Genomic DNA, 12,424 nt, shown 5'->3' with positions numbered 1-12,424 from the left:
GGAGTCATCACTTCATTTTACTTAAAAAATGGCTGCCTGTATAGGAATTCTAGGTAATTTGTTTAAAAAAAGAACAAGTTATGAAAGCCAAATTAAAGAAGAAATGTTATTTTTTCAGTGAATCTCCAAGAAAGTCTTGAAAATTGCAGAAAAAAAGTGCAAAATAGAACTAATACTGTGAAATTATGTTTTGAAAGGAAGTCGTTATGTCAGAGCGCGGGTTATTAATCGTATTGTCAGGTCCTTCAGGAGTGGGGAAAGGGACTGTAAGAAAGGCTATTTTCGACAGTGAAGAAAATGATTTTCAATATTCAATCTCAATGACCACTCGGAAACAGCGAGAAGGCGAAGTGGATGGAGTAGATTACTATTTCCGTTCAAGAGAAGAATTTGAAGCGATGATTGAAGCTGGAGAAATGTTGGAATATGCGGAATATGTTGGTAACTATTATGGGACACCATTAACGTATGTTAACCAGACGCTAGATGAAGGCAAAGACGTCTTTTTAGAAATCGAAGTCCAAGGGGCTAAACAAGTCAAAGACAAAGTGCCTGATGGCGTATTTATCTTTTTGACACCCCCCGATTTAGCGGAATTAAAATCAAGAATTATTGGCCGCGGAACAGACGAAATGTCTGTGATTGAAGAACGAATGGCTGTGGCCAGAGAAGAAATCGAAATGATGGCGCTGTATGATTATGCGGTAGTGAATGATGAAGTTCCTTTAGCCGTGCAACGAATTAAAGACATTATCGCGAGTGAGCACTTCCGTGTTGACCGTGTAATTGGAAAATATATTAAAATGTTAGAGGAGATGTAGCCTTATGATGTTAAAACCGTCAATTGACTCATTGTTAAAAGAAGTCCCTTCAAAATATTCTTTGGTTATTTTAGCAAGCAAACGTGCGCATGAATTAGATGAAGGCGTTCAACCAACCGTTGAATCCTTTGATTCTGTAAAAAGTGTAGGCCGTGCGTTAGAAGAAATAGAAGCAGGAACAGTGATCAGTGATCCAAATCCTGAAGAAAAACGCGAACGTCTACGCATTGAACGTGAAGAACGCAAACGCCAACGTGAACAAGAACAAAAAGAATTAGAAAACCGTTTACGTGACGAAAAAAATTAATTGAATGATTGTCAACGAATGGAGAAAGCCGTCTGTCTATTTCAGAGGCTTTCTCTTCGTTTATTCTGAAAGGTGCCAACGAGACACACAAGACAAATCAGTCAATCTTTAGTACAATAGGCAAAGAGAATTTACATAAAAAGGAGGATGCACCATGCAAAAAGTAGCCAAAGTTATTGTGGATGTACCAACGATGCAAACCGATCAACCATTCACTTATTTAGTTCCTGAAAATTTAAATGAGCAATTGGCTGTCGGCATGCGTGTAGAAGTGCCTTTTGGTAACGGTAATCGGCATGTTCAAGGGTTTGTTTTAGCCATTGAACCAATGGCTGCAATGGTTCTTGACGAAACCAATGTTCAGTTGAAAGAACTAGTGGCGGTGTTGGATTTAAAACCTGTCTTAAATACAGAAATGTTGGCTTTAGCTGATTATATGAAGGAAAAAACGTTTGCTTTTAAAATCACTTGTTTGCAAACCATGTTGCCTAGCGTAATGCGTGCCGATTACCAAAAATATATTTATTTAACGGATGAGCTTTCTGAAGAATTACAAGATCAGTTATTTTATGGTTTAGAGGAAATTTCGTGGGACCAAGCGCAAGAACGTGGGCTTTTGCCTCAACTAATGGCGTTGCGTAAACAGCAAAAAGTCGATATTCGCTACGAAGTTACGACGAGAAATAAAGTCAAAATGGTCCGCTTCATTCAAGCCGCTAAGGAATTTGAACAACTAGAGGAAATTCGTTTGGGTTTACGCAAGGGAGCTAAGAAGAAAGAGCAACTTCTTTACTATTTACAACGCTTGGGTACTGAAAAAGTCACCGCTGTGAAGGAAATGAAAGAATTAGGTTTCAGTACCGCGCTTTTAAATGAAGCGGCCAAAAACGGCTGGTTAACGTTCGTTGAAAAAGAAGCGTATCGTGATCCGTTTGCTAATCAGACGTTTGAAAAAACGACTGCGTTATCTTTGAACGCAGAACAACAGGTGGCTGTGGAAACAATCTTACAATCGGTCCAAGAACAGCAAAGCCAAACCTACTTATTGGAAGGTATTACAGGAAGCGGGAAAACAGAAGTTTATCTACAGGTCATTGCAGAAGTTCTTAACCAAGGCAAAACAGCCATTATGCTTGTCCCTGAAATTTCTTTAACTCCGCAAATGGTGCAACGCTTTAAAAGTCGCTTTGGCGAACATGTTGCTGTAATGCACAGTGGCTTATCGCAAGGTGAAAAATACGATGAGTGGCGGAAGATTGAACGAGGAGAAGCGGAAGTGGTGGTTGGCGCGCGTTCAGCCATTTTTGCGCCAATCGAAAACATCGGCGTGATCATTGTTGATGAAGAACACGAGGCAAGTTATAAACAAGAAGAAACCCCGCGCTACCACGCGAGAGATTTAGCGATTTGGCGTTCGGAGTACCATCATTGCCCTGTTGTTTTAGGTAGTGCCACGCCGTCCTTGGAATCACGCGCTCGCGCACAAAAAAATGTTTATCAGCGGTTACGATTAACACAGCGTGCCAATCAAGCGGCAACCTTGCCTACGATTGATGTAGTGGATATGCGGCAAGAAGTAGAAAATGGCAATGTCTCTTCTTTTTCCATGTCGTTGCAAGAAAAACTCCAAGAACGCTTAGAGAAAAACGAACAAAGTGTTCTCCTACTTAATCGCCGTGGCTATTCGTCATTTGTGATGTGTCGCGATTGTGGCTATGTGTTGCCGTGTCCGAATTGTGATATTTCCTTGACTTTGCATATGGATAGTAAAACAATGAAATGTCATTATTGTGGACATGAAGAACGGATTCCTTATCGCTGTCCTAACTGTGGCCAAGATAAAATTCGCTACTACGGAACAGGCACACAAAAAGTAGAAGAAGAATTACAAACGTTATTACCAGACAGTCGTATTCTCCGAATGGATGTTGATACGACCCGTCGCAAAGGTGCGCATGAAAAAATTTTGCGAACATTTGGTGAAGGACAAGCGGATATCTTATTAGGCACACAAATGATTGCCAAAGGACTGGACTTTCCAAATGTGACGTTAGTCGGTGTCTTAAATGCTGATACCGCCTTGAATTTACCCGATTTTCGTTCCAGTGAACGGACCTTCCAGTTATTGACACAGGTCAGCGGTCGAGCTGGTCGCGCTGAAAAACCGGGGGAAGTCATCATTCAATCTTTTAACCCCGAGCATTATGCGATACAATTGGCAAAAGCCCAAGATTATGAAGATTTTTATACAAAAGAAATGTATATTCGTCATCGTGGGGATTATCCACCGTACTATTTTACGGTCCAAATTACGGCTAGCCATCCTGAAGAAAATGAAGCAGCGAAACAAATGTTTCAAATTGCGACGAAATTAAAACAAGGCTTATCGCCGCAAGCTATTTTGTTGGGACCAACGCCCAACGCAATTATGCGTGTCAATAATCGGTACTTTTATCAAGTGATTATCAAGTATAAACAAGAACCAATGCTTCAACCATTATTGAAAGAAATTTTAACCGATACACAACGAGCAACGGCTCGTGGCTTAAAGCTTTCCATTGATGCAGAACCCATGAATTTTATTTAAAAAATACAGCTTTGAAAGGAGCACTTATGCGCTATCCAGTTGTGATTCACCCGAACGAATACTTAAAAATGAAGGCTCAACCTGTGACGATTATTACCGATGAAATTGTGCAGTTACTAGAGGATATGTATGAAACAATGCTGGCCCATGATGGGATTGGCTTAGCAGCCCCGCAAATTGGCAAAAATTTGCAAATGGCAGTAATTGAAATTGATGAAGAATCTGGTCGTTTTGAACTAATTAATCCAGTGATTATTGAAAAAAAGGGAACCAGTATTGATGTGGAAGGCTGTTTAAGTATTCCAGAAACATATGGAACCGTTGAACGAGCAGATGAAGTGACTGTCCGTTATTTTGACCGTGAAGGTGAAGAAATGGAAGTTACGGCTTACGGCTATTTAGCTCGAGCTTTTCAACACGAAATTGATCATTTGAATGGCGAGTTATTTATCGATAAAATGATTGAGAAAATTGCACCAGAAGATTTAGAAGCGTATATGGAGGAACATTTTGATGACTAAAATTGTATTTATGGGCACACCAGCCTTTTCTGTTCCGATTTTAGAAAGTTTAATCGAGGCAGGCTATGACGTTCAAGCGGTTGTCACGCAACCAGATCGACCAGTTGGCCGAAAAAAAGTGATTACCCCAACGCCTGTCAAAGAAGCAGCTTTAAAACATAACTTATTAGTCTTACAACCAGAGAAAATTTCAGGTTCTCCTGAAATGGAAAAAGTGATTGACTTAGCACCAGATTTAATTGTGACAGCAGCCTTTGGTCAATTTTTACCAGAGAAAATTTTAAAAGCGCCTAAACTAGGTGCGATTAATGTCCATGCCTCACTTTTACCAAAATATCGTGGCGGCGCACCTGTACATTACTCGATTATTGAAGGAGAAAAAGAAACAGGCGTCACGATTATGGAAATGGTGAAAAAAATGGATGCTGGCGCGATTTTATCGCAACGTGCAATTCCGATTACGAAACAAGACGATGTAGGCACCATGTTTGAAAAATTAAGCATTCTAGGAAAAGAACTTTTATTAGAGACGTTACCTAAGCTAATTGCTGGCGAAATTACGCCTATTCCACAATTGGAAGAAGAGGCTACTTTTTCACCAAATATTACCCGAGAACAAGAACGAATTGACTGGCAAAAAACTGCTGAGGCAATTGATAACCAAGTGCGTGGTATGCGTCCTTGGCCAACAGCGTTCACAACCTATCAAGGGACCAACTGGAAAATTTGGGCAGTGACACCACTGACTGAAACAACAACCAGCGCCCCAGGAACGATTATCCAACGTAGTAAAAAAGCGCTATGGATTGCTTGTGGCGAAGGGACAGTTCTTCAAATTGATCGCCTGCAACCAGCAGGTAAAGGTCAATTAACGATTCAAGAATTTTTAAATGGCGTTGGTCAAAATGTCGCAGAAAAAGATAAGGTGGACTAACAAAAATGGCTGAAAAAATCCCCAAGAAATTAAAACGTTCTGTTCGATACGTTGCTTTAGAAACCATCGAACGTGTGGATAAAGGTGGGGCGTACTCCAATCTTTTACTTAATGAAATGATGACAAAATCAGAACTAAGCGAGAAAGATGGCCGCTTGTTTACAGAACTTGTCTACGGCACAATTAGTCGCAAATTATTGTTGGAATACTACTTAACACCATTTGTTAAGAAACCGCAAAAAGTCGATAATTGGGTGAAAAATTTATTGATTTTATCGTTATATCAATTACTTTATTTAGATAAAGTGCCCGATCATGCAGTCATTAATGAAGCGGTTGAAATTGGCAAACGTCGTGGCAATCCTGGGATTGGTAAATTCGTGAATGGCGTGCTGCGGGCGTTCCAACGAAATGGAGCACCTAGTTTGGCCGCAATTAGCGATCCAGTTGATCGTTTAGCAACGGAAATTAGCATGCCACGTTGGTTAACAGAAAAATTACTTGCCCAATTAGGCGAAGAAGAAACACGGCAGTTAGGTTTGTCATTATTTGAAAAAAGCCATGCGAGTGGTCGAGTAAACACACGGTTTATTTCACGAGAAGAAGCGCTGGAAGAATTACAAGAAACAGGGATTGCCGCGAAGGAAAGTCAACTTTCCCCTTATGGTGTTGTCGCTGAAAAAGGCTACTTAGCTGGTAGTGAACTGTTTATTAACGGTTGTTTAACCATTCAAGATGAAAGCTCTATGCTCGTGGCTCCAGCGATGCAAATTGAACCGCATCATCGTGTCTTGGATGCTTGTGCGGCTCCTGGTGGCAAAACGACTCATATCGCAACTTTTTTAGAGGCTGAAGCAGGTGGTCGTGTGACCTCTTTAGATATTCATGCGCACAAAATTAAGCTAATTAATGAAAATGCGCAACGCCTCCATGTGGCGGATGTCGTCCAAGCAGAAAAGCTTGATGCGCGACAAGTGGCAGAAGAATTTCCCGCAGAAACCTTTGATCGGATTTTAGTTGATGCGCCATGTTCAGGCTTAGGGCTGATGCGCCGTAAACCAGACATTAAATACCATAAAACGGCCAATGATTTTCAAAATTTACCTAAAATTCAGTTAGAAATCTTAGAAAGTGTTGCCCCAACACTAAAACAATGGGGTATAATGGTCTATAGCACTTGTACTATTACGCCAGAAGAAAATCAGGAAGTGGTGGCAGCCTTTTTAGCCAAACACCCTGAATTTGAAAAAATTGAAATTGTTGCAAATGAAAACGTTCAAGCAGTAGTAAAAGAGCAAGAACTGGTTCTGTATCCCCATCAATACATGACAGATGGCTTCTTTATTTGCTGTATGCGGAAAGTTAGTTCAAATGAGGTGAAATAATTTGGAAATCAACGTTCAATCAGATGTCGGTCGCAAAAGAAATACGAACCAAGATTATGCCAACGTTTTTGAGAACCAACAACACATAACCTTTGCTGTTTTAGCAGATGGCATGGGTGGTCACCAAGCAGGTGATGTCGCTAGCCAAATGGCAGTCAATAATTTAGGTGAGAGTTGGTCCAATGCGTCTGTCGACTCAGCTGAAAAATCTGCACAGTGGTTAATTCAAGCAATTCAAAAGGAAAATGAAAAAATTTATGAACGCGGACAATCGAAACCAGAGTATTTAGGAATGGGGACAACCGTGGTTGGTGCCATCCTTTTACCGGATTCATTTGTCTTAGCAAATGTGGGGGACAGTCGTGCTTATTTAGTTCGTGACCAACACATGTTACAATTAACAGAAGATCATTCTTTAGTGAATGAACTAGTAAAATCAGGGGAGATTACTCGTGAGATGGCTGCAAATCATCCACGAAAAAATGTCCTAACACGTTCTTTGGGAATGCCTGGCACTGTCGAAGTCGATGTAACCAATCATGAATGGCTGCCTAATGACTATTTACTGTTATGTTCGGACGGTTTAACCAATATGGTTCCTGAGACAAAAATTTTAGAAATTTTAGAGACGTCAGATCCCTTAGAATCCAAATTAAGCCAACTCGTTGCCCAAGCAAATGAAGCGGGTGGTTTAGATAACATTACCGTGTTAGTGATACACTTTGACGAACAGAAGGAGGAAAACCAATGATAGAAATCGGCAAGAAGCTGAATGGTCGATATCACATTATTGGCAGCATCGGAAGCGGCGGCATGGCCAACGTCTATTTAGCACACGATTTAATTTTAGACCGAGACGTTGCAGTAAAAGTCTTGCGCTTTGACTTCCAAAACGATCAAGCCGCCATCCGACGTTTTCAGCGTGAAGCACTAGCCGCAACTGAGCTGGTTCACCCGAATATCGTCAGTGTGTACGATGTAGGCGAAGAAGATGGACTACAATATTTAGTCATGGAATATGTGAAAGGAATGGACTTAAAACGTTACATCCAAACGCATTTCCCAATTCCTTATTCCACAGTTGTGGACATTACGCAACAAATTTTATCTGCTGTCGCAATGGCACATGAACATAGAATTATTCACCGGGATTTAAAACCGCAAAACATTCTGATTGACGAACACGGCACAGTCAAAATTACTGACTTTGGGATTGCGATTGCTTTGTCAGAAACGTCAATTACGCAAACGAACACAATGTTAGGTTCGGTGCATTACTTATCGCCAGAACAAGCGCGCGGAAGCATGGCGACTAACCAATCAGATATTTACGCTGTGGGAATTATTCTCTATGAAATGCTGACAGGGAATGTACCGTTTGATGGTGAATCAGCCGTAACGATTGCCTTAAAACATTTTCAAGAAGAAATTCCTTCTGTCAAAATGTTTGATCCAGGGATTCCTCAATCATTGGAAAATGTGGTTCGTCATGCAACCGCAAAAGACCCAAGCGATCGCTACAAAACAGCGAATGAGATGGCAGAAGACTTATACACGTCCTTGTCAGCCAGTCGTTTAAACGAACCTGCGTGGGAACCAACGGCTTTATTAGGAGAAACGAAAGTATTAACTCCGATTCCCGAAGACATCGCTGAACCGGAAGAGACAACGCCTGTCGAAGTCCCAGAAGATATCGCAGATGACATTTTAGCTGAACAACCACCGAAGAAAAACCGTAAAAAATTGTGGATTGGCTTAGCAATTGCGGCATTAATTGCTTTAGCAATAGGTGGCTTAGCCTTTGCAATGTCGGGTGGTAAAGACGTTGAAGTTCCTGATGTTACAAATGAAACGAAAGCGGACGCTTCACAAGCGCTACAAAGTGCCGGGCTGAAAGTCGATAGTGAAACCAAAAAAATTCCCGACGATAAGATTGAAGAAGGCAAGGTGGTCAAAACAGACCCCGAAGCAAAATCATCTGTGAAAAAAGGCCGATCTGTTACTTTGTACATCAGCTCTGGAACAGAAAAAATTGAGATGGCCGATTATACAAACGAATCGTATGAATCTGCTGTCGAAGCCTTGAAAAAACTAGGGTTTTCAGAAGACCAAATTACAACGAAAAAAGAATACAGTGATTCTGTGTCTACAGATAACATTATTAAACAAAAACCAGCTGCAGGTAAAAAAGTTGATCCGAAAAAAGACAAAGTCACTTTAACGGTCAGTGAAGGACCAGAAGCGGTTACTTTGCCTAGTTACGCCGGTTATTCTTACACAAATGCAGTAAATGCACTGGCACAGTTAGGCATTTCTGAATCTCAAATTACGCGTGTCGACCAAGCAAGCGATACGGTAGAACCAGGTTTAGTCATTACGCAAGACCCCGCACCAGGTGGCACCGTGACACCTAAAAATGGCCAAGTGACGTTATATGTAAGTAAAGGTAGCGACAAAGTGACACTTTCTGATTATAGCGGAATTTCTTACGATAATGCGGTAAGTCGCTTAATTGCTTTAGGTATCCCAGAATCTCAAATTAAACGAGTGGACGAAGAAAGCGACAAGGTTGAAAAAGATACCGTGATTAGTCAAGAACCAGCTTCTGGTACCGCTGTTGATCCGAAAAATGACACGATTACTTTACATGTCAGCAAAGGCAGCGACTCAGTAACTGTTCCCGATATTTCAGGTTATTCGCCAAAAGCTGCAGAAGACAGCATCAATAACGCTGGCCTTAAAATCAATGAACAAGGCTTATCTGGCTCTGGCGATGGCCAAGTCGTTGAACGAACTAGCCCATCCGCTGGCAGCAAAGTCAAAAAAGGCGACTCTGTTACAGTTTATTATTCAAAAGCAAATGATTCAAAAAGCACCACTAGTGAAAGTAGTACGAGTAATTAAGACAAGAGGTTGGGACAGGAGTGTTTAGCTTCAAGAACCAAGTAGGTACTGTTTAACATCTATTTGCTTTTCAAATAGTGTTTCTCAGCAATAAGAAGAAGCTGCTCCTGTCTCGCCGTTTATCTTAAGATTTAAGTCTAGGAAGGTAAGTCATTTCGACTTATGTCCTAGGCTCTTTTTAATTAATAGAATCGAGAGGCTCCCTTGATTTCTCTGCCACTATCCTGTATATTCGAAAGTAGTTAGGAGTGGTTTATCTGAAAGGTCAAATCAGAAAAGCGTTAAGCGGTTTTTATTATGTATACGCAGATGGAGAAACATATCAAACAAGAGCGCGAGGGAATTTTCGTAATCGAAAAATTACGCCACTCGTGGGAGATGAAGTACTTTTTGAAAGCGATAATTTAACAGATGGTTATGTGTTGGAAATTTTACCAAGACGAAATGAATTAGTGCGCCCGCCTGTTGCAAATGTGGATCTAGGTGTGGTTGTCATGAGTATGGTTTCGCCAAATTTTTCGTTTAATTTGTTGGATCGTTTCTTAGTCAGCTTAGAGTATAAGGATATAGAACCAGTTATTTATTTAACGAAAGTTGATCTATTAGATGAGCCGCAACGTCAAGAAGTCACTGAAATTAAACAGATTTATGAAGCGTTAGGTTATGCGGTAATCGCTTCGGAAGACGTAGAAGCCACCAAAGAATTAGAATGCTTTTTCCCAGAACGGTTGACTGTTTTTATGGGACAATCAGGCGCTGGAAAATCAACATTGTTGAATCAAATTTCACCAGAATTACAACTAGCAACTGCGGAAATTTCCCAATCTTTAGGACGGGGCAAACATACGACCCGTCACGTGGAATTGATTCCATTATACGACGGTTTGGTTGCTGATACACCAGGATTTAGTGCCATCGATTTCTTGGAGATGGAAGCAGTGGAATTACCAAAGCAATTTCCTGAATTTGTTGCCGCGGCCTCTCACTGTAAGTTTCGTGAATGCATGCACCACAAAGAACCTGGTTGTGAAGTGAAACGCCAAGTGGAAGCGGGAACCATTGCAACGAGTCGTTACGAAAATTATTTACAGTTTTTAATGGAAATCGAGAATCGACGACCTGTTTATAAGAAAAAATCATAGCAAATATAAAGGGAGAGAGCCAAATGAAACTAGCACCATCCATTTTAAGTGCCGATTTTGCCAATTTAGAAAGAGATATCCGTTTAGTAGAAGAATTAGGAGCAGATTATATTCATGTTGATGTCATGGACGGTCAATTTGTACCCAACATTACCTTAGGACCGAATATCGTTTCAGCGATTCGTCCAGTGACAAAACTACCATTGGATGTTCATTTGATGATTGTACAACCTGAAAACTATATCAATGCCTTTGCGGAAGCCGGTGCGGATATTATTACCGTCCATCAAGAAGCAACACCCCATATTCATCGTGCCTTACAAATGATTAAAAATGCGGGTGTGAAAGCTGGCGTAACCATCAATCCTGGGACACCACTTTCGATGATCGAAAATGTATTAGACTTGGCAGATCAAGTCTTGGTAATGACTGTCAATCCAGGCTTTGGCGGACAATCATTTATTGAAAACTCACTAGAAAAAATTGCTCAATTAAAAGAATGGAAAGAAACAAAAGGATACACCTATGAAATTGAAGTCGATGGCGGGATTGTTCCTGAAACTGCCGCACGTTGTAAAGAAGCCGGTGCGGAAGTGTTCGTTGCAGGCTCCTACATTTATAATGCTGAAAATCCTCAAGAACGAATCGATGCACTGAGAGCAGTGCTAGACAAATGAGTCGTGTCTTACTGGTAGCTGGCGGCAATCCAAGTGATTGGCCAACCATTGAACCAGCTACGTATGATTATTTCGTAGGTATTGATCGCGGCTGTCTCCATTTATTAGAGGCCGATTTACCGTTACAATTAGCGGTTGGCGATTTTGATTCATTATCACGAGAAGAATACCATTTTGTCCAAGAAACTGCCGAAACACTCATCCAAGCACCTGCTGAAAAAGATGATACAGATACACAATTAGCACTTCAAGAAGCTTTACAACGATTTCCACAAGCAGAGATGACGATTATCGGTGCAACAGGGGGCAGAATTGACCACCTGTTAGCCAATCTTTGGTTACCCTTTGAACCACGATTTCAAGGCGTACTTCGTCAAATCCGTCTATGCGATCGTCAAAATAGCATCCAGTATTACGCCCCTGGTTCGTATATCGTACCGAAAGAGCCAGATAAAGAATATCTGGCCTACTGCTGTTTGACGCCTGTAGAAAACTTGACGCTACGACGCAGTAAATATTTATTAACCAATCAAGATGTTCCTTACCCAACATCGTATGCAAGTAATGAATTTATCGAAGAAGCCGCTGCTTTTTCCTTCGATGCAGGGATGATTGCGGTTATTCAAAGTAAAGACAAGTAAAAAGAGGTTGGACCTTCATCAATGCGATGAAGGTCCAACCTCTTTTTTTATGCAATAAAAAAAGCCGAACAACGAACGTCCAGCTTTGCTTATTTAAGTTTATTAAACACGTTCGATTTTACCAGATTTCAAAGCACGAGTTGACACCCAAACTTTTTTAGGTTTACCATCGATTAATACGCGAACTTTTTGTAAGTTAGGTTTCACAGTGCGTTTTGTTGAGTTCATCGCATGTGAACGGTTATTACCACTTGAAGTCTTACGACCAGTGAAGTAACATACTTTTGCCATTTTAAGTTTCCTCCTTTGCCTTGATCTTGGAGCGATAATATTCAGCTCATACTAACTTAATTTATCATATTAGGCACTGATTTGCAAGAAGATTTTTAGTGACTAACAACAAAAGTAGCTTGTCAGGTGATAGTTTTTCATTGTCTGATTTTAAATACTTAAGAAATCCATGCACAAACGTAAGACGATAAAGATGAAAATTTAAGAGTTCAAG

Annotated in this window: 12 protein-coding genes; 11 read left to right on the top strand and 1 reads right to left on the bottom strand. The window is 40.7% G+C overall.

Annotation, left to right across the window (positions count from 1 at the left end):
- Positions 1 to 206 precede the first annotated feature (206 nt).
- The 11 genes from gmk (at position 207) to IGJ37_RS12170 (ending at position 11,919) form a co-directional block, all read left to right on the top strand.
- A complete protein-coding gene (gene gmk / locus IGJ37_RS12220) occupies positions 207 to 821 on the top strand; it encodes a guanylate kinase (protein WP_002354915.1) in 615 nt (204 codons plus the stop codon).
- Between the two features lie 4 nt (positions 822 to 825).
- Positions 826 to 1,128 (top strand): DNA-directed RNA polymerase subunit omega, encoded by a 303-nt coding sequence (gene rpoZ, locus IGJ37_RS12215; RefSeq protein WP_002354916.1) that lies wholly within the window; start codon positions 826 to 828, stop codon positions 1,126 to 1,128.
- A 154-nt stretch (positions 1,129 to 1,282) separates the two neighbouring features.
- The gene (gene priA, locus IGJ37_RS12210; protein ID WP_252671601.1) at positions 1,283 to 3,715 is read left to right on the top strand and encodes a primosomal protein N'; all 2,433 of its coding nucleotides are present in this window, start codon (positions 1,283 to 1,285) and stop codon (positions 3,713 to 3,715) included.
- 26 nt (positions 3,716 to 3,741) lie between these two features.
- Positions 3,742 to 4,236, top strand: coding sequence for a peptide deformylase (def, locus tag IGJ37_RS12205; RefSeq protein ID WP_252671600.1), 495 nt, complete (start codon positions 3,742 to 3,744; stop codon positions 4,234 to 4,236).
- A complete protein-coding gene (gene fmt, locus IGJ37_RS12200; protein ID WP_325815219.1) occupies positions 4,229 to 5,170 on the top strand; it encodes a methionyl-tRNA formyltransferase in 942 nt (313 codons plus the stop codon). Before def ends, fmt begins: the two co-directional genes overlap by 8 nt.
- Before the next feature lie 5 nt (positions 5,171 to 5,175).
- Positions 5,176 to 6,555, top strand: coding sequence for a 16S rRNA (cytosine(967)-C(5))-methyltransferase RsmB (gene rsmB, locus IGJ37_RS12195; protein ID WP_002354921.1), 1,380 nt, complete (start codon positions 5,176 to 5,178; stop codon positions 6,553 to 6,555).
- Position 6,556: 1 nt separating this feature from the next.
- Positions 6,557 to 7,306: a Stp1/IreP family PP2C-type Ser/Thr phosphatase gene (locus tag IGJ37_RS12190; protein ID WP_002354922.1), complete on the top strand. Its 750-nt coding sequence runs from the start codon at positions 6,557 to 6,559 to the stop codon at positions 7,304 to 7,306.
- Positions 7,303 to 9,459: a serine/threonine protein kinase IreK gene (gene ireK / locus IGJ37_RS12185; RefSeq protein ID WP_002365367.1), complete on the top strand. Its 2,157-nt coding sequence runs from the start codon at positions 7,303 to 7,305 to the stop codon at positions 9,457 to 9,459. Before IGJ37_RS12190 ends, ireK begins: the two co-directional genes overlap by 4 nt.
- A gap of 248 nt (positions 9,460 to 9,707) precedes the next feature.
- Entirely contained in the window at positions 9,708 to 10,601 is an 894-nt protein-coding gene (gene rsgA / locus IGJ37_RS12180) for a ribosome small subunit-dependent GTPase A (RefSeq protein WP_325815216.1), read from the top strand.
- 23 nt (positions 10,602 to 10,624) lie between these two features.
- Entirely contained in the window at positions 10,625 to 11,278 is a 654-nt protein-coding gene (gene rpe / locus IGJ37_RS12175) for a ribulose-phosphate 3-epimerase (protein ID WP_002354925.1), read from the top strand.
- On the top strand, positions 11,275 to 11,919 hold the full coding sequence (locus tag IGJ37_RS12170; protein WP_002361010.1) for a thiamine diphosphokinase: 645 nt from the start codon (positions 11,275 to 11,277) through the stop codon (positions 11,917 to 11,919). Before rpe ends, IGJ37_RS12170 begins: the two co-directional genes overlap by 4 nt.
- A 102-nt stretch (positions 11,920 to 12,021) precedes the next feature.
- Here IGJ37_RS12170 and rpmB read toward each other — a convergent pair whose 3' ends face one another.
- Entirely contained in the window at positions 12,022 to 12,210 is a 189-nt protein-coding gene (gene rpmB, locus IGJ37_RS12165) for a 50S ribosomal protein L28 (protein ID WP_002354928.1), read from the bottom strand.
- Positions 12,211 to 12,424: the final 214 nt, after the last annotated feature.

The sequence above is a fragment of the Enterococcus sp. AZ104 genome (assembly GCF_050546705.1).
GTDB lineage: Bacteria > Bacillota > Bacilli > Lactobacillales > Enterococcaceae > Enterococcus > Enterococcus faecalis.
The sequence above is the reverse complement of the archived record's forward strand: the minus strand, read 5'-3'. Positions and strand labels throughout refer to the sequence as shown.